The 23,938-nt window shown below is 60.5% G+C and carries 21 protein-coding genes and 2 pseudogenes; 20 read left to right on the top strand and 3 right to left on the bottom strand.

Going from position 1 to position 23,938, the window contains the following annotated elements:
• Positions 1–100 precede the first annotated feature (100 nt).
• The 17 genes from NKH98_RS12620 (at position 101) to NKH98_RS12540 (ending at position 17,198) form a co-directional block, all read left to right on the top strand.
• A complete protein-coding gene (locus tag NKH98_RS12620) occupies positions 101–3,229 on the top strand; it encodes a PAS domain-containing protein (RefSeq protein WP_352898823.1) in 3,129 nt (1,042 codons plus the stop codon).
• A 393-nt stretch (positions 3,230–3,622) separates the two neighbouring features.
• Entirely contained in the window at positions 3,623–6,460 is a 2,838-nt protein-coding gene (locus NKH98_RS12615; RefSeq protein WP_352899037.1) for a sensor histidine kinase, read from the top strand.
• Entirely contained in the window at positions 6,457–7,098 is a 642-nt protein-coding gene (locus NKH98_RS12610; RefSeq protein ID WP_352476711.1) for a response regulator transcription factor, read from the top strand. Before NKH98_RS12615 ends, NKH98_RS12610 begins: the two co-directional genes overlap by 4 nt.
• 2 nt (positions 7,099–7,100) lie before the next feature.
• Positions 7,101–7,490, top strand: coding sequence for a response regulator (locus NKH98_RS12605; RefSeq protein WP_352898820.1), 390 nt, complete (start codon positions 7,101–7,103; stop codon positions 7,488–7,490).
• Positions 7,480–8,163, top strand: coding sequence for a response regulator transcription factor (locus tag NKH98_RS12600; RefSeq protein WP_254818664.1), 684 nt, complete (start codon positions 7,480–7,482; stop codon positions 8,161–8,163). Before NKH98_RS12605 ends, NKH98_RS12600 begins: the two co-directional genes overlap by 11 nt.
• A gap of 567 nt (positions 8,164–8,730) precedes the next feature.
• Positions 8,731–9,714 (top strand): alpha/beta fold hydrolase, encoded by a 984-nt coding sequence (locus NKH98_RS12595; protein WP_502894240.1) that lies wholly within the window; start codon positions 8,731–8,733, stop codon positions 9,712–9,714.
• Positions 9,715–9,764: 50 nt separating this feature from the next.
• On the top strand, positions 9,765–10,028 hold the full coding sequence (locus NKH98_RS12590) for a hypothetical protein (protein WP_352476715.1): 264 nt from the start codon (positions 9,765–9,767) through the stop codon (positions 10,026–10,028).
• 174 nt (positions 10,029–10,202) lie between these two features.
• Complete coding sequence (locus tag NKH98_RS12585) at positions 10,203–10,952, top strand: glucose 1-dehydrogenase (protein ID WP_352476716.1); 750 nt, start codon at positions 10,203–10,205, stop codon at positions 10,950–10,952.
• A gap of 458 nt (positions 10,953–11,410) precedes the next feature.
• Positions 11,411–12,202, top strand: a complete 792-nt coding sequence (locus tag NKH98_RS12580; protein ID WP_352476717.1) for an alpha/beta fold hydrolase — start codon at positions 11,411–11,413, stop codon at positions 12,200–12,202.
• A 65-nt stretch (positions 12,203–12,267) separates the two neighbouring features.
• Positions 12,268–13,026 (top strand): SDR family oxidoreductase, encoded by a 759-nt coding sequence (locus NKH98_RS12575; RefSeq protein WP_352895689.1) that lies wholly within the window; start codon positions 12,268–12,270, stop codon positions 13,024–13,026.
• Between the two features lie 42 nt (positions 13,027–13,068).
• Entirely contained in the window at positions 13,069–13,470 is a 402-nt protein-coding gene (locus NKH98_RS12570) for a cupin domain-containing protein (protein ID WP_352898816.1), read from the top strand.
• 51 nt (positions 13,471–13,521) lie between these two features.
• A complete protein-coding gene (locus NKH98_RS12565) occupies positions 13,522–14,169 on the top strand; it encodes an HD domain-containing protein (protein ID WP_352804469.1) in 648 nt (215 codons plus the stop codon).
• A 261-nt stretch (positions 14,170–14,430) separates the two neighbouring features.
• Complete coding sequence (locus NKH98_RS12560) at positions 14,431–14,952, top strand: carboxymuconolactone decarboxylase family protein (protein WP_352898814.1); 522 nt, start codon at positions 14,431–14,433, stop codon at positions 14,950–14,952.
• A 137-nt stretch (positions 14,953–15,089) separates the two neighbouring features.
• Positions 15,090–15,527, top strand: coding sequence for a CBS domain-containing protein (locus tag NKH98_RS12555; protein ID WP_352455793.1), 438 nt, complete (start codon positions 15,090–15,092; stop codon positions 15,525–15,527).
• 127 nt (positions 15,528–15,654) lie between these two features.
• Positions 15,655–16,389, top strand: a complete 735-nt coding sequence (locus NKH98_RS12550; protein WP_352898811.1) for a sensor histidine kinase — start codon at positions 15,655–15,657, stop codon at positions 16,387–16,389.
• Positions 16,390–16,443: 54 nt separating this feature from the next.
• Positions 16,444–16,743, top strand: coding sequence for a GNAT family N-acetyltransferase (locus tag NKH98_RS12545; RefSeq protein ID WP_352898808.1), 300 nt, complete (start codon positions 16,444–16,446; stop codon positions 16,741–16,743).
• Between the two features lie 23 nt (positions 16,744–16,766).
• Positions 16,767–17,198: a DUF1810 domain-containing protein gene (locus NKH98_RS12540; protein ID WP_352898807.1), complete on the top strand. Its 432-nt coding sequence runs from the start codon at positions 16,767–16,769 to the stop codon at positions 17,196–17,198.
• Positions 17,199–17,475: 277 nt separating this feature from the next.
• On the opposite strand, the gene NKH98_RS12535 is transcribed toward NKH98_RS12540, so the two are convergent.
• From NKH98_RS12535 to petA, 3 genes and pseudogenes are all read right to left on the bottom strand, one after another.
• Positions 17,476–18,993, bottom strand: a complete 1,518-nt coding sequence (locus tag NKH98_RS12535; protein WP_352898804.1) for a mechanosensitive ion channel family protein — start codon at positions 18,991–18,993, stop codon at positions 17,476–17,478.
• Between the two features lie 23 nt (positions 18,994–19,016).
• A pseudogene (locus NKH98_RS12530) lies at positions 19,017–20,320 on the bottom strand (cytochrome b).
• 15 nt (positions 20,321–20,335) lie between these two features.
• Positions 20,336–20,812: a ubiquinol-cytochrome c reductase iron-sulfur subunit gene (gene petA / locus NKH98_RS12525; protein ID WP_352898803.1), complete on the bottom strand. Its 477-nt coding sequence runs from the start codon at positions 20,810–20,812 to the stop codon at positions 20,336–20,338.
• 435 nt (positions 20,813–21,247) lie between these two features.
• On the opposite strand from petA, the gene NKH98_RS12520 reads away from it, so the two are divergent.
• From NKH98_RS12520 to dgoD, 3 genes and pseudogenes are all read left to right on the top strand, one after another.
• Positions 21,248–21,832 carry a glutathione binding-like protein gene (locus NKH98_RS12520; RefSeq protein WP_352476729.1) on the top strand — a complete coding sequence of 195 codons (585 nt, stop codon included), beginning with the start codon at positions 21,248–21,250 and terminating at the stop codon, positions 21,830–21,832.
• Between the two features lie 435 nt (positions 21,833–22,267).
• Positions 22,268–22,525 (top strand): annotated as a pseudogene (locus NKH98_RS12515) (alpha/beta hydrolase); the annotation flags it as partial.
• Positions 22,526–22,764: 239 nt separating this feature from the next.
• Positions 22,765–23,937: a galactonate dehydratase gene (dgoD, locus tag NKH98_RS12510; protein WP_352898801.1), complete on the top strand. Its 1,173-nt coding sequence runs from the start codon at positions 22,765–22,767 to the stop codon at positions 23,935–23,937.
• Position 23,938 lies beyond the last annotated feature (1 nt).

Genomic DNA, 23,938 nt, shown 5'->3' with positions numbered 1-23,938 from the left:
ACTAGATTTAGGCGGTGAGTTCGCCTGTCCAGATATTGAAAACAAGTGCTATATCAAGCGCTGACCCTCCCCAGGCTTTTTTTTCCGACAGGAGAAGCCAATGACAGCAGCGTCCGACTCACTTGGCGAAATCGACCCCGAAGCAACGCTCGCGCTGCAAATCATCGAGAGCATGCCCGGCAACGCGTGGGCAGCCGATGCCATCGGAAGGTTCACCTATGTCAGCCCAAATACCCTGGCGTTCATCGGCAACACGCATGAGGGTCTCAACACCTCCGAAGACAACGATGAGTTCAGCTGGCGTCGAGCCGTCCATCCCGACGATTATGATCCTGTAGCCGCCAGATGGCGGCATTGCCTCGAAACCGGCGATCCCTATGATGCCGAGCATCGCCTGCGGCGCGCCGATGGCGCCTATCGCTGGTTTCGAAGCTCAGGACGACCTTTTCGCGATAGCCAGGGGCGCATCATTCAATGGTACGGCACGACAATAGACATTGAGGACCAGAAGCGGGCCGAGTCAGCATTGCGCGACCGGGAGCGGGAACTCTCGCAGCTCGTGGATATGGTCCCGAGTCACATCTGGCGGCTCGATCCCGACGGCGAGCCGATCTTCTTCAATGGGCGCATGGTTGACTTTCTTGGCCTCGACGTAGCGGATCTGGACCGACCGGGCATGAGCCGGCTGGCGGCGATGATACAGGCCGCCGTTCATCCGGACGACGCGGCAGCATTCGGCGATGCACTCCGTGGTTGCTTCGCTACCGGTGCGAGCTTCGCCATGCGCTATCGCCTGCGCCGTGCCGATGGCGTCTATCGCTGGATGTCGAGCCGGGCGGAGCCGATGCGCGATGACGCCGGCCGCATCGTCCAGTGGTACGGCCTCTGTCACGATATAGACGATCAGATGCACGCCGAAGCGGCGTTGCGGCAGAGCGAGCAACAACTTCGGCACATGATCGACGCCGTGCCGGTCCGTATCTGGAGCGTGATGCCGACCGGCGGGCCGGTCTACTTCAACAAGCGATACCAGGACCATTTCCGCTCCGTTATCGCGAACTTTGACGCGCTCGGCGAGCCGGGAATCGAAACGTTGCTGCACGAGGTGATTCATCCCGAAGATGCTCCCGAGGTGCAGCGCACGTTGCTGAGGTGTTTCGAAACTGGCGGCGGCTCCGCGATGCGGTTTCGCTGGCGCGAAAAAGACGGCACCTATCGCTGGGCTGAGTGCAGGGTCGAGCCGCGGCGCGATGACGACGGAACGGTCGTGCAGTGGTACGGGGTTTCTCTCGACATCGACGATGAGGTGCGCGCGCAGGCGGCGTTGCGCAAAAGTGAGCGGCGCCTTCAGCAGCTTATCGACACCGTGCCCGCTTTGATCTGGAGTACGACACCGGAAGGGACGCCATCCTACGTCAACAAGCGGTTCACCGATGTAACCGGGGCCACGCTCCATGACATCACGGCCCCGGACGGCTCGCCGTCGCTGAGCGTCATCCATCCAGACGATATCGACACCGCACGGCAGGCGATCCGCCATTCATTCGCAACGGGCGTGCCTTACGTTCAGAGATATCGCCAACGGCGGGCCGACGGCGGCTATCGCTGGACCGAGACTCGCGCCGAGCCGCTGCGCGACGAAGATGGCAGCATTCTCCAATGGTACGGTGTGAGCGTCGACATCCATGACCTGGTGACCACGCAAGCGGCGTTGCACGACCGGGAACGAGAGCTCTCTCAACTCGTCAACATGGTTCCGAGCTACCTCTGGCGGCTGTCTCCCAACGGTGAGCCGACCTTCTTCAACAAGCGCCTGATAGATTTTCTCGGCCTGGACATAGCGGACGCGGAAAAGCCGGACACGAGCCTGCTGGCGGCCTTCATTGCCACCGTCGTCCATCCCGACGATGCAGCCAGCCTGAAGGAAGCACTCGACAGCTGCTTTGCCACCGGCGAGCGCTTCTTCATGAGGTATCGCCTGCGCCGTGCCGATGGCGTCTATCGTTGGATGGAGGGCCGCGCGGAGCCGCTGCGGGATCACGGCGGACGTATTGTCCAGTGGTACGGTCTTACGCACGACATCGACGATCAGCTGCGCGTCGAAGCGGCGCTGCGCGAGAGAGAACGCGCTCTCTGGCAGCTCGTTGAAACGCTGCCGGCAATGATCGATTGCGCCGCGCCGGATGGCGAACCGATATACCGCAGCCAGCAGCTCCGCGAATTCCTCGGATACAATCTTGAGGAATTGGACGAAGCGGGAAAGTCGCGGCTGGCTGGCACACTCGACGCCGGTGTTCATCCCGACGACCTGACAGGCGTCAAAGAAAGATATGCCCATTGTCTGTCCACAGGCGAGCCGTATGCGCGACGGCACCGTCTGCGGCGCTTCGATGGTGAATATCGCTGGGTCGAGACGCGTGCCGCGCCGATGCGCAATGCTGAAGGCGCCATAGTGCAATGGAACGTTATCTGCCTCGACATCGAAAATGAGGTGCGGACACAAGAGGAGCTTCGACTGGCACAAGAGAGACTTGCGCGTGCGAGTCAGGCGGCGAGCCTTGCCGAACTCTCCGCATCCATCGCTCATGAGGTGAACCAGCCGCTGGCCGCCATCGTCGCCAACTCGAACGCATGCCACCGTTGGCTGTCCGCCGAGCCCCCGAACGTCGAGCGCGCGAAGATCACGGCCGAGCGCATCATCCGCGACGCCAACTCGGCGGCGGATGTCGTCAGCCGCATCCGTGCCTTGTTCAGACCTTCGCTTGAAATGAGAACCAGTACGCCGATCCCCAGCGTCGTTGCGGAAGCCCGTGACCTTATGGCCGAGGAAGCCATGCGGCGTCGCGTTCGCATGGACATCGACGTCGAAAGCAACCTTCCGCTGGTTGCGTTCGATCGCGTCCAGATCCAGCAGGTCCTGGTCAACCTCATTCGCAACGGCATGGAGGCGATGGACACCACCGCGGGCGACAAGGTTCTTGGGATGCGCGTGCACCGGATAGAGGACACGATCCAGACCGAGGTCAGCGACCGAGGCCCGGGTATCGAACGTCCTAACAAGATATTCGAGCCGTTCTTTACAACGAAAGGGAACGGGATGGGCATGGGGCTCGCGATCTCCCGTTCGATCATTGAGTCTCACGGCGGACGCCTTTGGGTGGAAAATAGCGTGCCGCGTGGGGCGACATTCATCTTCACTCTCCCGGTTGAAGCGAAAGCTGCGCAATAAGTCGGGCGACACCTCGGCCACCGGCGGCGCTCAGTAAGCGCTTGGTTTTTCGGCTCTCGGTGAAGGGGCGCCGCCGCCCCGTGCAATGCATGGATTTCCATGAGGTGCGGTTGGGGCGTGGCGGGATTAGGGTGGCGACGTGAGTCCGTCAGCCCAGTCCAGCTATCAAGAACAAGTGCTACACGAAGCGCCGACAATCTCCAGATTTTGTTTGTCCGTCAGGGGCACCCGATGACGATAGCGCCCAACTCACTTGGCGAGACCGATTCCAACGCAACGCTCGCGTTAACGCATGACTTGGACCGATCCGGACCAGGAAGTGGCCGACCTTTCGCGACGAATGAACCGGGCCTGATTCGCGGCAACATGATCAGCGATCTTGAAAGAGGCAGGTTGTCGCGCGTCTGGTCGCACCGCCCTCAATTCTTGCATCTGGGGCTTTTTATTACGGCCTATGTCGTGGGCTGCGGCTTCGCCCAGTCGCTCGCAATTATACCTGGAACAGGGATTTCCATTTGGCCTCCGAGCGGGCTTTTCATCGCTACGCTTGTCTTCGCCTCCAGGTACAGCTGGCCGTGGTGGGTGTTGGGGGCCTGTGTGGCAGAACTGTTCAGCAACTTCTTGTGGTTCCACACTCCGCTGCCCGCGGCCTTCCTGATCTTTGCCGGCAATGCTCTTGAAGCGGTGACCGGGGCATGGCTTGTGAACCAGACCTGCAAGCGCCCAGTTCGGCTGGAAACGTTGCGGGACGTCCTCGCATTCGTCGTACTGGCCGCTGGAGTTGCGCCGGTTGCAAGCGCCACGGTCGGAAGTGCGGCGCTTGCGTGGTTTGGCATACAATCGCAAAGCTTTGTGACGGCTTGGCCGCTGTGGTGGATCGGAGACGCGACGGGAGTCCTGATCGTAGCGCCACTGGCGCTGGTCGTGTTCCAGAACTGGCGCGGCAAGGCGCAACTCTCGGCAGCGCGGTGGATGGAAGCTTGCGTCCTAGGGTTGATCTTTCTTGGGATCGCCGCCCTTTCCTTGAGCGGCTATCTACCCTTCGCCTACATCATCATGCCGCCCCTTCTTTGGGCCGCGGTGCGCTTTGAGTTCCGAGGCGCCGCCGTAGCATTGACCGTTCTCGCTCTGATCACGGCGGTATTCACGATATCCGGTGCCGGCCAATTTGCCGGCGATCCCGAGTCCCAGAAGCACAACCAGATCATGCTGCAGCTTTTTCTGGGCATCTCTGCATTTTCGGCGCTCGTCGTGGCCGCCATTTCCAGGCAGCATCAGGCGGCGGTGCTCACTTTGCACCAAAGTGTGGAGACCTTGCGGGAGCGGGAGCGAGAACTCTCGTTGCTGGTCGAAATGATTCCCGCTCACATCGCCCGCATGGCGCCCAACGGCGAACCAACCTTCTTCAGCAAGCGCACGACAGACTATATCGGCCTCAACGACATCGCGGGCTGGGACAAGCCGGGCACGAGCCGCCTGGCGACCGTAGTCGCGGCAGCCGTCCATCCCGACGATGGACCCAGGATGAGAGAATGGCTCAGCCGCTCCCTCGCCACCGGCGAACCCTGTCCCATACGGTATCGCCTGCGTCGCGCTGACGGTGTCTACCGCTGGAGGGAAGGCCGCGCCGAGCCGCTGCGGAACCAGAGTGGAGCGATCGTCCAATGGTACACGGCCAGCATCGACATCGACGATGAGGTGCGCGCGCAGGAGGCATTGCGCGACCGGGAGCGGGAGCTCTCGCAGCTTGTCGACATGGTTCCGAGCCACGTTTGGCGCCTGACGCCGGACGGCGAGCCGACCTTTTTCAACAAGCGAATGGTCGACTTTCTCGGCCTTGACGTAACGGATTTGGACAAACAGGGCATCGGCCGGCTGGCGGCGATGATAGCGGCCACCGTCCATCCGGACGACGCAGCAGCATTCGGCGACACGCTCAGTCACTGCCTTGCTACCGGCGAGCGCTTCTCCATGAGGTATCGCCTGCGCCGCGCCGATGGGGTCTATCACTGGATGTCGAGTCGGGCAGAGTCGATGCGCGATCACGCTGGCCTGATCGTGCAGTGGTACGGCCTCTGTCACGACATAGACGATCAGATGCAAGCCGAAGAGGCGCTGCGGCGGAGCGAATTGCAGCTTCAGCAGATGATCGACGCTGTGCCGGTCCGCATTTGGAGCGCGGTGCCGACCGGCGGGCCGGTCTACTTCAACAAGCGATACCAGGACCATTTCCGCGCCGTCATCGCCAATGTCGAAACACTCGGAGAGCCGCGCATCGAGGAATTGCTGCAAGAACTGGTTCATCCCGAAGATGCTCCCGAGGTGCTGCGCACGTTGCTGACCTGTTTCGAAACAGGCGGCGGTTCCGCGATGCGGTTTCGCTGGCGCGAAAAAGATGGCTATCGCTGGGCGGAGTGCAGGGTCGAGCCGCGGCGTGATGAAGACGGGGCGGTTGTGCAATGGTACGGGGTTTCCCTCGACATCGACGAAGAGGTGCGCGCGCGGGAAGCGCTGCGACAAGCCTCCGACAAACTCGCGCAAGCCACTCAGGCTGCAAGTCTCGCCGAGCTTTCCGCTTCGATCGCGCACGAGGTGAATCAGCCGCTGGCCGCGATCGTCGCCAATTCCCATGCATGCCACCGTTGGCTGGGCGCCGTCCCGCCGAACGTCGAACGCGCGAAGATTACGGCCGAGCGCATTATCCGGGACGCCAATTCGGCGGCGGACGTCGTCGGCCGCATCCGCGCGCTGTTCAAGCAATCCACCGAGACGAGGACCAATGCGGCGCTCAGCAGTGTCATCGCAGAGGCCCGCGACCTCGTGACCGAGGAAGCGATGCGGCGGGGCGTTCGCATCAGCGTTGATGTCGGAAGCGACATTCCGCCTGTCGCGCTCGATCGCGTCCAGATCCAGCAGGTTCTGGTCAATCTCATTCGCAACGGCATGGAGGCGATGGACTCTGGTGCGGATGACGGAGTTATCAGCATCCGCGTGCGCCATATCGGGGATGTTGTCCAGACCGAAGTCAGAGATCGCGGCCGGGGCGTCGAGTTTCCCGACCGGATATTCGAACCGTTCTTTACCACGAAAGAGCAAGGGATGGGCATGGGACTGGCGATCTGCCGTTCAATCATCGAGTCCCACAGCGGGCGTCTATGGGTCGAGAAGAACGAACCACGTGGAGCGACGTTTATCTTCACGTTGCGGGTTGAAATGGAAGCGGCGTCATGACGACGGACGGCCAAATTGTCTTCATCGTAGATGACGATGAACGCATCCGGGAGGCGCTTAGTGAGCTGCTGGCCGCACATGGCCTGCGTGCCGCAGCGTTCGGATCGGCGGGCGATTATATCCGCGCTGACAAGCCGGACGTCCCTGCCTGCCTCATCCTCGATATCGAGTTGCCGGATATTAACGGCCTCGATCTGCAGCGGCAGATTGCCGAGGGCGATCATCCGCCGATCGTTTTCCTGACAGGACATGGCGATATCCCGTCCTCCGTGCGTGCGATCAAGCACGGTGCCGTGGATTTCCTGACCAAGCCCTTCAGCGATGCAGACCTCATGGCCGCAATCCATGCGGCGATTGCCCAGGATCGGATACAGCGATCGGAGCGCGCCGAGCTGGGCGTGTTGAAGCAACGTTATCTCGAGCTGACGCCGCGCGAACGTGAGGTGCTGCCGCTGGTGGTCAGCGGCCTGCTCAATAAGCAGGCCGCCGCTGAACTAGGGATCAGCGAAGTTACGCTGGAAATTCATAGAAGGAACGTCATGCAGAAGATGATCGCGGCGTCGCTCGCCGACCTAGTGCGCATCGCCGAGCGATTGGGAATACCGATCACGCACTCGCGCCGGGCAGGGGGGAGCTGAGGGTGAGCAAGCGGAGGCCTGTCGTTGCGATTGTCGACGATGACCCAAGACTGCTCGAGTCGCTGGAGGACCTCTTGGAGTCCGCCGGCTATGTGGCCCGCAGCTTCTCGTCGCCGGGGGCATTGCTGGTCAGCGGCCTGTCTGGATTGGACATGCTCATCACCGACATCGGGATGCCCGGCATGGACGGCTTTGAACTTCGTGACCTGGTCAAGAAGGCGCGTCCGGACCTGCCTGTGTTCCTGATCACCGGTCGCCACGAGATAGTGGATCAGCACCGCGCCAAGGGCATTGGCGGGCTTTTCTGCAAGCCCTTCGATGGCCAGGCCCTGCTTGCGGCGATCGGCGATGCTTTACGCAACCCAAGAACGGAGCCTAAACATGACAGTTGACCAATTGCCATTACGGAGATCGACGCCGTCATCACAGCAGCGGAGGGCTGAAGCCGAGCAGCCGCTGGTCATTATTGTTGATGATGATGCCTCTGTTCGGGAGGCGCTGTCGGAATTGATCCTGTCGGCGGGTTTCCTGCCGGTCAGCTTTACCTCGACCCGCGAATTGCTTGACGCCGATGTGTTGGAAAGTCCCGGCTGCTTGATCCTCGACGTGCGCATGCCAGGGACGAGCGGTCTCGATCTGCAGCACCATCTTGCGAAAAACGGCAACCCCAAACCCATCATCTTCCTGACCGGGCATGGCGATATCCCGATGACTGTCCAAGCGATGAAGGCCGGCGCCGTGGACTTTCTCACCAAGCCGGTGCGGGATCAAACGCTGCTTGACGCCGTGATCACGGGCATTGCGGTGGACGCCAAGCGGCGGGCGGATGCGGTGATCGTCAAGCGCAATGTAGAGCGGGTCGAGACGCTGACGCCGCGCGAGCGCGAGGTTCTGCGAGAAGTGGCGCGCGGACGCCTCAACAAGCAGATCGCCTTCGACCTCGGCATCAGTGAAGTGACGGTCAAGCTGCATCGCGGCAATGTCATGCGCAAGATGGAGGCCGCTTCCATCGGCGAGCTGATCAGGACATGGGAAACGCTGCCCGCGCCGATGCGCCAGGCCTAGAATTTGGCACAAGCCGATCCGTGCCCCATCCAATAGGATCGCCCGGCGCGCCCGGCTGCTTCAGGCTGCGGGAAATTGCTTCCTCTGCGCGCCCCAGGCCTTCCTGCTGTCGGTACGCTCGTGCTGATGGGGGTGATCCTGATGTACATCGGTGGTCCTGTTGGGTGTTTCGCGGCAAGGCCCGCGCCAACATCGGTTACCATTGAGCGGCGCTCCTTGGCGGCCCCAGCCTGACCGACAAACTCGCAACATTCCATGCAACAACAACTGACGCCGGCCATGCCGCGTCGGTCCCCGCGCCGCTACCCGAGCCTAAATTGACGTGTGTCTATAAGAGCTTGCCTTAGCCCGCCCCTATCCTCGGCGTGCCTGCCCTGCACCTTGGCATCGTATGACAGATGCTTCGGTAGAATAGGTTCGCGGCCCGGATCGGTGCATCCTGTTCCTCGCAAGCATCACGACCGTCGCGTTTCTACCGCTCCTCGCTCGCTCCTCCCCGAACGCGACCGCACAGGCCGACTCGACGGTCGTGATGGTGAGCAGGATGTTCAAAGCACATGGATGGACATGATGAACAAAGACGGACTTTTCTCCGTCGGCGGATCTCGCCGCGATGTCTTGTTGGCAGGCCTGATCTCTACGGTAGCCGCCGGACTGCCCCGCGCTGCTTCGGCCGCGAGCCGAAAACAAAAGCTTTCCTCTTCCCCCTCCATCAAAGGAACCAAGACGATGAGCACCATCACGACCAAGGACGGCACCGAAATCTACTACAAGGATTGGGGCAAGGGTCCTGTCGTCACATTTTCGCACGGCTGGCCGCTGAATTCCGACGCCTGGGACGGCCAGATGCTGTTTCTTGCCCATAACGGCTTTCGCGTCGTTGCGCATGACCGGCGCGGCCATGGCCGATCGAGCCAGGCCACGTCCGGCAACGACATGAACGGCTATGCGGACGATCTTGCAGCCGTGATCGAGGCGCTGGATCTCCGGGACGCCACGCTGGTCGGGCATTCCACCGGAGGAGGCGAGGTTGCTCGCTATATCGGACGGCACGGGACGAAGCGGGTGGCCAAGGCTGTTCTTATCGCCGCTGTTCCGCCGATCATGGTGAAGACGCCGGCCAATCCGGAAGGCCTGCCGATCGAGGTATTCGACGGCATAAGGGCTGGCCTCGTCAAGGATCGTTCGCAGTACTACCGGGACCTCGCACCGTTGTTTTATGGCGCGAACAGGCCGGGCGCTAAGGTTTCCCAGGGGACTCTGGATCAGTTCTGGCTCTGGAGCATGCAGGCGGGTCTCGTCAACGCGTACGAAAGCGTCAAGGCGTTCTCCGAGACCGATTTTACCGAGGACCTCAAAAAGTTCGACGTACCAACCCTGGTCCTGCATGGCGAGGACGACCAGATCGTCCCCGTCAAGGACTCGGCAGTCAAGTCGGCCCGACTGATCAAAGGCGCAAAGGATATCTACTACCCCGGCGCGCCCCACGGGATCACGGCCACGCACCAGGATCAGGTCAATGCTGACCTGCTCGCCTTCATCAAAGGATAGTACGCCCTCAGACACGACCGCATGTTGTCCGCACTTCCTTGGAGCCGCCGATGACCACCTTTGGCAATATTTCGCGCGCCCTGAACAGCATTTCAGGTGGCGCGCCAGGTCAAACCTTGTGCGCTCGCATAGCCGAGCGGTGGCCTGAATGCCGGTTCTGTCGGCTCATGTCCCGGATTGTGGAACCGAACCACTGCGCCATCGAGTTGGAGCGCTGGCAAAGGCGGCAAACATATGCCGCGACAGCGCTGCCATTCGGGCAACTGCGCCTGTGCAGCGCGGAGGCGATCGCCGGGGTCGCCGCCGCGCCTTGAAGGCCAAAGCGCTCTCGAGGACGTCAAACTGGCTAATCGCCGGGAGTTTATCAATCGGTAGCCGTTTGCGATTGCCGCTCATTTTGGCGGTCTCAATTCGGCGTGAAATTTTCTTGGCCAGCAGTTGCGACCATCGCAGCAGCACCGGCACAATTTTTCGAAGGCAGGAACGACATGGGCGCACTCTCAGGCAAGATCGCGGTGGTCACCGGCGGAAACAGCGGGATCGGACTATCGGCTGCAAAAATCTTTGCGGCCGAGGGCGCGCAAGTCGTCATTACCGGCCGCCGGCGGCAGGCGGTCGAGGAAGCGGTCGCACAGATCGGGGCAGGCGCGCTGGGCATTCAGGGAAATGTGGCCGACGTGTCGCACCATGACGAGGTAGCGCAGCAGATCCGCCAGAGGTTCGGGGCGCTCGACATCTATATGGCGAACGCCGGCATAAACACCATCACGCACTCGGCCGACGTCTCCGAGGCAGAATATGATGCGCAATTTGCCGTTAACACGCGAGGCGTCTTCTTCGGCGTCCAGAAGCTGATTCCGATCATGCGGAACGGCGGCGCAATCATCCTCACAGGCTCGCTCGCCAGCGAGAAGGTTCTGGACGGTCATGCTGTTTACGCGGGCTCGAAGGCGGCCATAAATGCCTTTGCGCGCGCTTGGGCGATCGAACTGAAGTCTCGCGGCATCCGGGTCAACGTGCTCAGCCCAGGTCCGGTGGATACGGCTATTCTCGATAAGCTAGGCATACCGTTTGAGCAGCGCGGGCTGTTTGAAAAGGCGATGGCGGAGGCAATACCCCTGGGCCGGATGGGGCAGCCGGACGAGCTGGCAAAAGCTGCTCTGTTCCTTGCCTCGGACGCGAGCAGTTTCGTCACGGGTATCAATCTGCGGGTGGATGGCGGGATGGCAGTGCTGTGAGCCATGACTGCGAGATCCCGCCAATAGACTGCCGGTTATCGGCTGAGCAATCGGTCTTCCTCACGAAAATTTTTTGGGAAGCTGCCGCACGAGTCGCGCCAAATAGGTCGGAGGCGACACGTTTTGTCGACGTGGCGCAAATTGAGCCACGTAAATAGCAAGTCGCATTGCAGGGATCGACGCGCAAGAGAAGTCGGGTCGCCAGGTCTCGCCACGGCGGCAGCGGCGTCTTGCAAACACAGCTCTCCGGCCGCGCGCCCTCAGTGTCTGTTCCGGCGTCCGCCGACAATGCACACCCGGCATAGACACCTCAATTATGCTGCAGGCACCTGATCTCCCCGGTGACCTACCCTGCACCTTGGCATTGTATGACAGACCCTTCCGCACAATAGGTTGGCGGGCTGCGTCGGCGCATTCTCTTGAGCATTGGTCACCACAGGCCACACGGGAGAAAGCAAATGCGAAACATAACTCGAGCCCTGGCGCTCACCGCAGCGCTGGCCGCGTCGAGCGGCGGGATGGCGCAGGCCGCCAATTCTCAGCCCAAGCCGACGATCGTACTAGTGCACGGCGCCTTCGCGGAATCGTCGAGCTGGGACGCAGTCATCACCAAGCTCAGCAAAGACGGTTATGTAGCGATAGCCGCAGCTAATCCGCTCCGCGGCGTTGCCAGCGATGCGAAAGCAGTCTCAGCCATCGTCCGGTCGGTTTCCGGGCCGGTCGTGCTGGTGGGGCATTCCTATGGCGGGCCTGTCATCACCGAGGCCGCCAATGGCAATCCCAATGTAAAGGCGATGGTCTACGTGGCGGGTTTCGCGCCGGATACCGGCGAATCGAGCCTTACGTTGTCCAGCATGTTTCCCGGCAGCACCTTGGGGAGCGCGCTTGCTCCGGTAGCGTTGCCGGACGGCGGGCAAGACCTCTTCATCGAGCCGGCCAAGTTCCGCGCCCAGTTCGCCGCCGACGTTCCGCAAGAGCAGACTTTGCTGATGGCTGCCACTCAACGTCCTGTTGCGCAGGCGGCTCTGGCTGAAGCCTCGGGCGTCGCCTCATGGAAGACGCTGCCGTCCTACATGATCTACGGCTCGGATGACCGCAACATCCCGGCAGCCGTCATGAGCTTCATGGCCAAGCGTGCGCACGCGGTAAAGACCGTCGTCATCGAGGGTGCGTCCCACGCGCTCATGGTTTCGCACCCCGACGAGGTCACGTCACTCATCGAGGATGCTGCTGCATCGGTCAGTCAATAGCAGGCTGGAAACGCCTGCATCCGATCGAGCAACGAAAATAGACACGCAAGACCAGGAGACCAGACATGAAGATCGTCGTCATCGGCGGAACCGGGCTGATCGGTTCAAAGACCGTGGAGAGGCTGCGAAACAAAGGACACGACGTGCTGGCGGCGTCGCCGAATTCGGGCGTCAACACCGTTACGGGAGAGGGTCTGGCGTCCGCGCTTGCCGGTGCGCAGGTCGTCGTCGACCTGGCGAACTCGCCGTCGTTCGAGGAAAAGGCTGCCCTGGAGTTCTTCGGGGCATCCGGGCGTAATCTTTTTGCCGCCGAAACGGCCGCCGGCGTCCGTCATCACGTGGCGCTGTCCGTCGTCGGTACCGACCGGCTGCAGGGCATGGGCTATTTCCGCGGCAAGTTGCTTCAGGAAAAGCTGATCACAGAGTCCGGAATTCCCTACACCATCGTTCACGCCACTCAGTTCTTCGAATTCACAGCCGCCATCGCAAACACGGGCGCCGTCGGAGATACCATTCATATGTCGCCGGCCTACTTCCAACCCATGGCGGCTGATAATGTTGCCGATGCGATGGCGGACGTCGCGCTTGCCGCGCCGTTGAACGGCATGATCGAAATTGCCGGCCCGGAGCGTGTTCGCATGAGCGAACTTGTCGAGCGCTTCCTGAAGGCCACCAACGACCCGCGCAAAGTCGTCCCGGATCCCGGCGCGCTCTACTACGGCCAAGTGGCAATCGACGACCGAACGCTGGTGCCCGGCGAGAATGCGCGCATCGGCGCCGTGCGTTTCGATGATTGGCTCAGCCGATACACGCCACCGAAATAAGCAATCATCGGATAGGCCATTCTCACAACAAGGAGACCAGACATGATCAGAACACTTCTCTGCGCCGCGCTCACCGTCGCTTCCGTCACCGCAGCAATGGCCAATGACGCCGCCAGCGTGAAGCTTGTCTACGACCAGGCCCTTCCAAACGTGCCCGGCAAGAGCATGAAGGCCGTGCTCGTCGAGTACGCGCCGGGGGGTACGTCGCCGGCCCATACCCATCCCAAATCCGCGTTCATCTATGCCACGGTTCTGGAGGGGGCGATCCGAAGCCAGGTCAACGATGGGCCGGTGAAGACTTATCGCGCCGGCGAGAGTTTCTCCGAATTCCCGGGCGACCGTCATGCCGTCAGCGAAAACGCCAGCAAGACGGAAGGCGCTCGTCTGCTTGCTGTTTTCGTCGTCGACACCAGCGAGACGGAACTGACGACGAACGCGAAATGAAATCGTAGCCCCCGGGACCATCGGGGCGTATGCGAAAGGACGGTCAGTGACATGAATTCGATCGCCAGCCGCACACTTGCGGGGATTTTGGTCCCCGATACACCGCTTGTTGGCCGAGCGATCGAACATGCCCGCCAGCGATGTGAACCCTACCTGTTCAACCACGTGGTCCGATCCTGGCTTTTCGCGGCCCGGATCGGACAGATTCAGAATATCCAGCACGACGCGGAGGTTGTTGCCGTTGCAACCCTGTTGCATGACATCACGCTCAATGAGGACTTCGCCGGGCCGCGCCGTTTCGAAGTGGAAGGCGCCGATCTTGCCCGCACCTTCGTTCGGGAAGGTGGCTTCGACGAGCGGCGCGCCCAATTGATCTGGGACAGCGTCGCCCTCAATTCGACGCCGTCGATCGGCCTCTACAAGGAGGCTGAGGTGGCGCTTTGCACAGCCGGCATCTGTCTCGATGTCGTCGGCTTGCAATACAGCCTCATTTCGTCAGCCGAGATTGCAAAGATCATCGGTGAGTTTCCGCGCCTCGGGATGAAGCGGCGGATGACGCGATGCTTTTGCCATATCGCCGAGATCAGGCCCGAAACCACCTACGACAACTTTGCCCGGGACTTCGGCGAGCGCTTTGTTTCAGGCTACAAGGCGACTTCAGCAGTTGATCTTGTGATGAACGCTCCCTTCGAAGAGTGAACGCAGTTTCGATCCAGGTCTCCCGATCGACGCCGGCCAGCTCAGCCGACCCCTTCATATGACCCAAAACGCTGTGCGCCTGTCGCATGCCTGCGGCAAAGCGAATTGCCGAGGGCAGCGTTCCACCGCTTCCTATACTTCGGTTTAGGCGCGCCGACCTATTGAATGGCAATACATATCATCGGGCACGATAGCAACAATTTGGCTCGCCGGTCATCCTTACGCTGCAATGGATTGCAAACACCTCAAGGAGATAAAGTAATGAATATTGCAGCGTCACCGGTCGCTCTGAAAGGAAAAGCCGCCGCCCAACGCGCGAGTTATGCTGAGCAGTCGCCCGAACTTCTAAAGAAATTTATTGAATTTCTTGGTGCGACGCGAGAGGGGTCGATCGAAGAGCCAATCCGGGATCTTGTTGCCGTCCGAGCCGCGCAGCTGAACGGGTGCACCTTCTGCCTCGATATGCACGTCAAACAGGCAAAGATTCATGGCGAGCGCGAACTGCGCCTTTACCACCTGGCAGCCTGGCGGGATTCGACCTTGTTCGTTCCTCGCGAGCGTGCAGCCTTGGCATGGACGGAAGTCTTGACGAAGTTGCCCGAGCAGGGTGTCCCGGACGAGATCTACGATCGGGTCAGGTCGCAGCTTTCCGAGAAGGAAATCTCCGATCTGACCTTCGTTGTCATGGCGGTCAACTCTTGGAACCGTCTGAACATCGGCTTCAAACCCGTCCCGGGCTCAGGCGATGCGAAGTTTGGCCTGAGCAAAGCAGCACTGAGCTAATCTTTGGAATGGGTCAGAATGGCGCTTGTTTGTGAGCCATTCTGAGCGGCCGGGCAAAGTCGCCGAGCTCGGCGACCAACACTGGAACCGATCTCAGCCTCCCGGCCGCGGCCGCGAGGCGCTCTCAGGAGGGCGTCATGCGCATTGACAGTCTGCATCCAGTAATATCGGCCCGTCTTATGGTGGTCGATGTCGACGCTCCACTCCGCAGTGCGGCACTCTCACTTTCCAGGCCTGCAATAGGCCTGGTCGTGGTGTGCCACGGCAGTGGGGAGGCGGCAGGCGTGCTGAGCAAGTCCGACCTTGTCCGCCATCTGGCCAATTCAGGGCCAACAGAAGCGCCGATTGCGGCATTGATGAGCCGGTCCATCGTGTCCTGTGGTCCCGATGATGATCTTCATTCAGTCTGGCAGACCATGGCCGCGCAAGGCCTGCAGAATGTGCCGGTGCTCGGGGCTGACTCGAAACCGCTAGGCGTCCTCGATATCCGTGATGCGATGAAGGCGCTCTTTAAACAAGAGGAACTGCAGGAACGGCTGCTTGCCAACTACATCAGCGGGATCGGCTACCAATAGAGCATGGTCTGGCGATTGAATATACGGAAGTATGCATCGGCGTCTTCTTAGATATAGTAGAAAATAAAGGTCGCAAATTATAGCGTATTGAAGCAGATAGGTGACGACTTAGCCAGCTGGGAATGAAATGTTTCGTCCGGACATAAAAGAAGATGTCTTCGACGGCCCGCCCGATGGCCCTGGAAGTGGTATGTCCGTGCAAATGTCGACGACCGGCATCGTCCATGACCTGGGCAATCTCATTCAGGTCGCCTCGTCGGCGTTGAACCACCTGGCCCGCGATCCGAGCGTCCAAGCGGCTCCGGCGCTCGGGCCTATAATAGCCGGCGCCAAAACGGCTTTGGAACGGGCCGGGGGCCTTGTCCGGCAAACCATCAGCCTGGCCCGAGAGAGCCACGCTGAAATCGAATACACAAACGTAGGTGCTTGCCTGGCTGAGATCGAGACCCTCGTACGGAGCGCCTTGGACGCCAATTTCGGTCTTGAGCTTCGGGTCGGGTCCGACCTGCCTTTGGTGCGATGCGATCGCTTTGGATTGCAAAATGCGGTTCTGAATCTTCTGTTCAACGCGCGCGATGCAATGCCTGACGGCGGTTTCATCTCGATCGATGCCGGCGTGGCCTCTGAAAACTCTGCCGCCAGTCAGGTAGATATCCGTGTCGCGGACAACGGTATCGGGATGACCAGCGAGACGATGGTCTGCGCCTTCGATCCGTTCTTCACCACCAAAAGCGAAGGCCTCGGCGGCGTCGGTTTGCCGATGGTGAAGCACTTTGCCGAGCAATCAGGCGGAAGCATCAATATTCAGAGCACACTTGGGGCAGGCACGACCGTCACTCTGCGGTTGCCTGCGATGCGATAGCGGCCCGCCAATCTGCCTCCGGTGACAAACGTGACATACAATCGAGAGATAAAGATGGATGCACAAGTCGTCGAAAACGTCCAACAGCACCGTTTCGAGCTGCCGATCGCCGGCGATATGTTTGCGGCGGCCTATTGTCGGCTCGAGGGCGGGAAGGTTGCGCTGATACACACCGAAGTCCCGTCGGAATTTTCCGGACAAGGGATCGCGTCGCAATTGGCCCACGGGACCTTCGAACTGCTCCGCAAAACCGGCCGTAAAGCGATCTTGAAATGTCCCCTCATGAGCCGCTTTTTCGCCAAGCACCCGACTATGCAGATGTCGTCGGCGGCTAGTCATGGGCACGAATGTTGAGGGTTTCCCAAGGATCCATCCAAATGCCTGACGAGTATGATTTGCAGAGGTTCGTCAGCGCACAGGATCCGGTCTACGACGACGCGCTGGCCATTCTACGTCGAGGGATGATGTGCACTCCCTACATGGAGTTCATTTTCCCAAGGTTGGCCACAAGGCAAAGTGGTGCAGCGCCTGAGCCATATGCAATCACATCGCTCGACGAAGCCAGCGCCTATCTCTCATTTCCGATCCTCGGAGGCCGTTATCGGGAATGCGTTGGCGCCCTGCAACGGCTCTCCGGCCTGAGCGCTCGCGCTGTCTTCGGTGAGGTTGATGCGAAGAAGGTGCACGCGTCCCTCACGCTGTTTTCCGAAGCAAGCAACGAGGAGTTCCTGCTCGAGACAATCTTCGACGTCTGGTTCGACGGTTTGCTCGACGAGGAAACGATGAACGATCTCTACTTGATGTCGTAGTGGTCTGCTCGTGCCAGCGGCGTAAAGCCGTCGCGGCGCAGAGGTCACCATCCGCTGCCTTCTCATGCGGTGCCATTTCGAAACCGTGACCTGTGTCGAATATAGCGGTGCCGAAATGGTCGAACAGGACGAAGGGCCCGATCATGAGGCGATTCGAGGAGGGCAATACGCGCCCTACCTTCAGTCCGTCCGCAAAATCAAGGATAGCCGGCTGGATCGATGCCTGTGATATCGCTTTGGCGGATGGTCATGGATCTCTGTCCTTCTGCATGCCTTGTCAGCCAGGTGCTCGAACGCGCTTGAACGGAGCGGCGCGAAAGACCGTCTGAATGGCTTTGAGGAGCGCGAATTTGGAGCTCGCGTGGTGCTGTCCGGCGATGCCGCTTTCATTAAATGCCGACACCCTCATCGACAGGATCGCGGCAAGATCTTCGGCCATTTCGGGCCTGTCGTGCAGCAGCGGCGCAAAGCTTTCCTGGTCTATCTCGTAGACCGTGGCGGGGGTCATTGCCCGCAAACTCGACATCTCGCCAATGCCGGCGAGCAATCCGGTCTCGCCAAAGAAATCGCCAGGTGCAAGCCGGCCGATCTCCTTCAGTTGATCATCGTCCTCGCCAATTTGCCGCACGATGACTCCCGTCCGTACGATCATGAGCGACGGCAGCATCTCTCCCTGTCGTGCGATGATCTCGCCCTTATGGTAGGTGCGAACCGAGGCCGCTTTGGCGAGCGACTCCTGCTCGGTACCCGTCAGAGCCGAGAATACCGGTATGGAATTGATGAGGTCGATCGGGGTGAAGCCTTGCGAGGCTGCCGTCTCGTGGCTCGGCCGGTTGGTCATGGCAATCGAAGCCGAAAGTGGCTGCGCCAGCAGCATGCCGGTCGACCTTGAATGGCGATAAATGAGATCGAAGATGTCGTTCCGAGCGGTACTTCGCTGGTCAATACTTGCGACGCGAAACGACAACTCGATCTCGATAGCTGCGGCATCCAGGCTTCTGATGGTAACCGAAGGCGAAGGGTCCTGGAGGATTGAATTGCAGCTCAGCAAGACAGTGCGCATGAGATCTACGATGATCGCCGGCGTCTTCGTTGGCGCCACCTTGACGGTGACGGCAAGTCCATGGCTCTCGTCCGGACCGCTTAAATTTGTTACCCCGATCTTGGCGAGAAGGCTGTTTGGCAGCGCGACGACATTGTGGGTCGGGGTAAGGAGTTGAGTCGACCGCCAGTTGGTCTCGACAACGCGGCCTTCGGTTCCGTCGCCCAGAATGATCCAGTTTCCAAGCACGTAAGGGCGGCCGAGGTTAAGCGCGATCCCCGAGAATACGTCGCCAAGCGTATTCTGGAGCGCCAGTCCCAGCATAACGGCAAACACGCCCGACGTGGCAATGAGCGTTCCGACCGGCACTGCAAAGACGAACGCCAGGATCGACAGGAACATTCCAGCATAGACGATGCCGACCACGACGTCCTGCAGGAGACGTGCCTCGCGCGGCTTTCGCTCAAAGACGAGATAGATACGGACAAATCCGATCAGCGCCCAGGCAAGGTGAACCCACCAGAGCAGCTTGACCGAGCCGATGAGGATCGCTCCTCCGGTTGTCTCGTTGTCCCCTGCGGCCTCGTACGGCACGACGCGCAGGTGGAGAACCATGGCCGACATCGCGACGAAAAAGGCGAGTTGGACGACCAGCTTCGCATTGGCGAAGCGTCTGGGGATGAGAGACCAAACGACGATCCCGGCGAGGCCGAGCAACACGATGTAGACCAGAGGAGAGTTCCACCAGTTCATGAACGATCACCGCAATGCCCAGTTCAATGTTTGGTCTCCGGCCCGGCGATCGGGCCTCTGCCCCTGGCCTTGTCTTTTTCGAGCACTGCTTCGGTGATCGAATTCGGCAGCCGTCGCGGCTTTTCGATCAGCCCGAGCACCGGCATGGCGATGAGGAAGAACGCGAAATAGTAAAGCGTCGCCAGTTGGGACATGACGACGTATGCGCCTTCCGCCGGCCGGGAGCCGAGCCAGCCGAGAAAGAGGGCATTGGCAACGAACAGCCAGAAGAGCACCCTGTACCAGGGGCGATAGACTGCCGAGCGCACCTTCGAGGTGTCGAGCCACGGCACCAGGAACAGCACCGCGATCGAGCCGAACATCGCGAGCACCCCGCCGAGCTTGGAATCGATCGGCCCGATATTGAAGGTGATGGCGCGCAGGATCGCGTAAAACGGCAGAAAGTACCATTCCGGCACGATGTGGGCCGGCGTCTTCAGCGGATTGGCGATGCTGTTGTTGTCTGGATGGCCGAGATAGTTCGGCAAGTAGAAGACGAAGTAGGCGAAGACGAACAGGAACACGAGGATGCCGAAGGCATCTTTGACGGTGGCATAGGGCGTGAAGTCCACGACATCGGTTTTCGATTTGACCTCGATGCCGGTCGGATTGTTCTGGCCGACGACATGAAGCGCCCAGATATGCAAGGTCACCACGCCCGCAAGCACAAATGGCAGCAGGTAATGCAGCGCAAAGAAGCGGTTCAGCGTCGGATTATCGACCGCGAAGCCGCCGAGCAAAAGCTGCTGGAGCCAGTCGCCGATCAGTGGGACGGCCGTGAAGAAGTTGGTGATGACAGTAGCGCCCCAGAACGACATCTGTCCCCAAGGCAGCACGTAGCCCATGAAGGCCGTCGCCATCATCAGCAGGAGGTTGGTGCAACCGAGCACCCACAGCAGCTCACGCGGCGCCTTGTACGAACCATAGTACAGCCCGCGGCAGATATGGATGTAGACGGCGACGAAGAAGAACGACGCGCCGTTGGAATGGAGATAGCGCAGCAGCCAGCCCGAATTCACGTCGCGCATGATTTTCTCGACCGAATTGAAGGCCAGCCCCGTATCAGGAGCGTAATGCATCGCCAGCACGATGCCGGTCAGGATCTGTGAAACCAACATGATCGTGAGGATGCCGCCGAACGTACGAACGTATAAGCGTAGTTTAGGTTGCGCGGGACGGGATAGACGATGAAGCTGTCATAGACCAGCCGCGGCAGCGGCAGGCGGGCGTCGAGCCAACGTTCGATTCTGGTTTTGGGCGTATAGGTCGAGTATTTGTCGCCGCTCATCGAAAGCCCCCTGCCTCAGCCGATACGGATCTTGGTGTCGGAAACGAACTGGAACACCGGTACCGCCATGTTCTCTGGTGCCGGCCCCTTCCGGATGCGGCCGGCGGTGTCGTATTGCGAACCGTGGCAGGGGCAGAACCAGCCGTCGAAATTGCCTTCCTGACCATGCGGGATGCAGCCGAGATGGGTGCAGACCTGGATCATCACTACCCAGGCTTCCTTGCCCGGCACAGTTCGGTTGGCGTCGGTTGCCGGCGCATCGGCCGGCAGGTTGGCATTGCGGGCGATTGGATCCTTGAGCTCGGGGAGACTGACCGCCTCGGCGTCTTTCCTCTCTTTTTCGGAGCGGTTGCGTACGACCACCGGCTTGCCATGCCAGTCGACGATCAGCGACGTTCCCGGCGTCAGCGATGAGACGTCGACCTCGATCGCGGCGGGCGCTTCGACGCGCAATGTGTGCTCGGCTGTGGAGGTTTCGGAAAGGTCGGCCATGATGGCGACTCCTGTTGTTGGAAGCTGCGTCATCGCGTTGGTGGCAATCGCAAAAGCAGGCCACGGCTTTCGCCTTTCCAGTCTGCTCATGCCGCGCCGAATATGCCGGCCGTGGCCGGGTGTGAGCCATCGTGCCAACGGCACGCGCGTCCAATACTTTCGTTTAGGATTTCCTGAGCGAAGGACTGGCCGGGCTGGCGATGATGCCATCATGGAAGGTTCTGGATTCGTCCAGATAACCGATATGCCCCGGCATTGCGCACGGCGATCCCAAACTTCAGCCCGACCATACCTCGGCATAGGCACGTCTAGCTGTCGGTGTCGTAGTCGCCGTCCCCGCCAAGTGCGAGTTCTTGGAGCGGTTGTCTCGCGTGGCAGGTTTTCCGCCCGACGACGACCAGCGCGATTCAATCGGGTTCAGAAAAGGGAAAAGCGGTGAAACTCTACTACAGCCCTCTCGCCTGCAGCCTGGCCGACCACATCGCGCTGGAGGAGGCTGGTGCATCCTTCGAGCGCGAAACCGTCAATCTCAAAACCAAGCGGACGGCCTCCGGGGATGATTTCACCACCGTGACGCGCAAGGGGTATGTTCCAGCCCTCGTGCTGGATAGCGGCGAAACGCTGACGGAAAACATCGCCGTCCTCGATTGGCTCGCGTCGCGATACCCGGCACTGGGAGTGGAAGGGCCTTTGGGCCGTACGCGCGTTCTCGAAGCGCTGACCTATGTCTCGACTGAAATACATCGAAGCTTCAAGCCGATGTGGCACCAAAGCAGCGATGCTGAAAAGGCCAAGGCGAGCGCGACGATTACGAGCCAACTCGAGTTCTTCGCAGACGGGCTCAAGACCGACTATCTGTTCGGCGACAAACCCAGCGTCGCGGATTTTTATCTTTTCGTGATGCTGCTTTGGGCGGCCCGCTTCCACGTCCCTGTTCCCGCGCCTTTGCAAGCCCTTCGCGCCCGAATGGCTGCCCGACCGGCTGTGCGCATCGCAATGGATCGTGAGGGCCTCGCCTAAAGCCGAGGGTGGCCCCGAGCATAAGATCAGACGCAACATATCCTCTCTCCCCGCCAGAAGATCAGGAGTCATTCTCATGCTGCCGTTTCTGCGGATGCTACATCCTGCCGCTTCCAAGCGCGGGGACGGCCTACATCTCGAATTTCTCCGAAGGGAAATCGAGGAAACGCTGGACCTTACTGACATTCCGTCAGAACTCGCCGCACTGCCCCCTGGCCGAGTGGTTGCAATACTGGATTCGGCGCAGTCACCATCGAAATAAGCGCAATATTTCCTGTCGGCCGATGCGGGCAGTATAGTCGTTCCCGCTTGTTGGTCGTCATAGAGGCTTCATCATGAATGCGAGTAAGGCCCCCGACACGGTTGATCATCGCCGCCGGCGCATTGTCGGGGCGACTGCAATGACGTTCGCCGCCACCGAACTCGGCTGAGCGCGCCGCAGCCCTGGACAACCCGGATCACGTAAGCATCGTCATACACAATTACCGCTGGAGGCTCGGCCTGGCACATGGCGAGCCGGAATATGACGTTCTGGAAAACCGGCTGGCCGAAGCTCCCGTCATCACAGTGCCGACCATTACCCTTGAGGGCGATGCCAATGGCGCACCCCATCCCGAAAGCAGTTCCTACGCCAAGAAATTCTCGGGCAGATACACGCACCGGATCATCACCGGCGGTATCGGCCACAACTAGCCTCAAGAAGCCCCGCAAGCCTTTGCCCGGGCTGTCATCGACGTTGGCGAATACTGATCAGGCAAGCTGAGCGAGCTGCTGATGCCTGCGCTGGATGGGCGGCGAGGAACATGATGGTTGCGAGCTGAACATCGAGGCGTGGCCTTGGTCCACAGCGACGTTGCGCTTGACTCGTCCATATTATCTGTAATAAATCATACATATTGCCTTCAAAAAAGACGGCAGGTCTGGGAGGACCGATGAAAATCACGGCCATCAAGGCGCGCGTCTGCAATGCGGAAATGCGCAACTGGGTCTTCGTTCGGATCGAAACCGACGAGCCCGGGCTGTTTGGCTGGGGTGAGGCGACGCTGGAATGGAAGACCCGAGCCGTCGTTGGGGCGCTTCAGGATCTTGAGGCCCTGCTCGTCGGGCAAGATCCGCGCAACGTGGAGCAGTGCTACCAGATACTTACGCGCCACGGCTTTTGGCGTCTTGGCGTCGAGGGAATGTCTGCCGTCAGCGGCATCGAGATCGCGCTCTGGGACATCCTGGGCAAGTCATTGGGCGTCCCCGTCTGGCGCCTTCTGGGCGGCCAGGTCCGCGACTATCTGCGCACCTACACGCATCTCGGCCTCGGGGACATGAAGGCGGTCTATGAGACCGGATCCGTGGATGCCATCGCAGAACGCGGACGCATCGTGACGCAAGCAGGCTACGATGCGGTCAAGGTCGTCTGCGTTCCCTACACCCACTACGTATCGCCCGCCAAGGCAGTCGATTCCGTTGCCAATATGGTTGGCTCACTTCGCGAGGCGGTAGGCCCGGATATCGACATCATGGTCGATTTCCACGGACGCCCTGCATCGGTTAACGCAGCGATGGACTACCTCAAGGCAATCGAGCCGGCCCGCATCATGTTCGCGGAAGAACCCGTTCCACCCGAAGATGTTGCCGGACTGGCGCATATCACGGCGCGATCGGCCGTGCCGATCGCTTCCGGCGAGCGGCTGATCGGGCGCCGCGAATTTACGCACTCGATCGCAGCCCGCGCCTTCAACATTGCCCAGCCTGATATTTGCCACACTGGCGGTCTGCTCGAGACGAAGAAGATCGCGGCCATGGCGGAAACCGCAGGCATCGGCCTTGCGCCGCACAACCCGCTTGGCCCGATCGCCGGCGTGGCTGCTCTTCATTTCGGCATATCGACGCCGAACGTTGTCATTCAGGAAGAGATGTCCGGTGCCGTCGCCTGGTACGACGACGTCGTCACCTGGCCAATTCAGCGTAAACCCGGCCGCTGGGATCTGCCCGAACTGCCGGGCCTTGGCGTCACCGTCAATGAGGACGTGATCGCGCGCCACCCCTTCAAGCAGGAAGTGCTGCATGCCCGTAACGCCGTTATGCCGGACGGCACCGTGGTCGACTGGTGAA

It is taken from the genome of Mesorhizobium sp. M0833, from assembly GCF_040319905.1.
Taxonomy (GTDB): Bacteria; Pseudomonadota; Alphaproteobacteria; order Rhizobiales; family Rhizobiaceae; genus Mesorhizobium.
This window is presented reverse-complemented; position numbering and strand designations above follow the sequence as displayed.

Coding starts and splice junctions, on each gene's coding strand:
- NKH98_RS12620 (WP_352898823.1), top strand. CDS start 101: ATGACAGCAGCGTCCGACTCACTTGGCGAAATCGACCCCGAAGCAACG.
- NKH98_RS12610 (WP_352476711.1), top strand. CDS start 6,457: ATGACGACGGACGGCCAAATTGTCTTCATCGTAGATGACGATGAACGC.
- NKH98_RS12600 (WP_254818664.1), top strand. CDS start 7,480: ATGACAGTTGACCAATTGCCATTACGGAGATCGACGCCGTCATCACAG.
- NKH98_RS12595 (WP_502894240.1), top strand. CDS start 8,731: ATGATGAACAAAGACGGACTTTTCTCCGTCGGCGGATCTCGCCGCGAT.
- NKH98_RS12590 (WP_352476715.1), top strand. CDS start 9,765: ATGACCACCTTTGGCAATATTTCGCGCGCCCTGAACAGCATTTCAGGT.
- NKH98_RS12585 (WP_352476716.1), top strand. CDS start 10,203: ATGGGCGCACTCTCAGGCAAGATCGCGGTGGTCACCGGCGGAAACAGC.
- NKH98_RS12580 (WP_352476717.1), top strand. CDS start 11,411: ATGCGAAACATAACTCGAGCCCTGGCGCTCACCGCAGCGCTGGCCGCG.
- NKH98_RS12575 (WP_352895689.1), top strand. CDS start 12,268: ATGAAGATCGTCGTCATCGGCGGAACCGGGCTGATCGGTTCAAAGACC.
- NKH98_RS12570 (WP_352898816.1), top strand. CDS start 13,069: ATGATCAGAACACTTCTCTGCGCCGCGCTCACCGTCGCTTCCGTCACC.
- NKH98_RS12565 (WP_352804469.1), top strand. CDS start 13,522: ATGAATTCGATCGCCAGCCGCACACTTGCGGGGATTTTGGTCCCCGAT.
- NKH98_RS12560 (WP_352898814.1), top strand. CDS start 14,431: ATGAATATTGCAGCGTCACCGGTCGCTCTGAAAGGAAAAGCCGCCGCC.
- NKH98_RS12555 (WP_352455793.1), top strand. CDS start 15,090: ATGCGCATTGACAGTCTGCATCCAGTAATATCGGCCCGTCTTATGGTG.
- NKH98_RS12550 (WP_352898811.1), top strand. CDS start 15,655: ATGTTTCGTCCGGACATAAAAGAAGATGTCTTCGACGGCCCGCCCGAT.
- NKH98_RS12545 (WP_352898808.1), top strand. CDS start 16,444: ATGGATGCACAAGTCGTCGAAAACGTCCAACAGCACCGTTTCGAGCTG.
- NKH98_RS12540 (WP_352898807.1), top strand. CDS start 16,767: ATGCCTGACGAGTATGATTTGCAGAGGTTCGTCAGCGCACAGGATCCG.
- NKH98_RS12535 (WP_352898804.1), bottom strand. CDS start 18,993: ATGAACTGGTGGAACTCTCCTCTGGTCTACATCGTGTTGCTCGGCCTC.
- petA (WP_352898803.1), bottom strand. CDS start 20,812: ATGGCCGACCTTTCCGAAACCTCCACAGCCGAGCACACATTGCGCGTC.
- dgoD (WP_352898801.1), top strand. CDS start 22,765: ATGAAAATCACGGCCATCAAGGCGCGCGTCTGCAATGCGGAAATGCGC.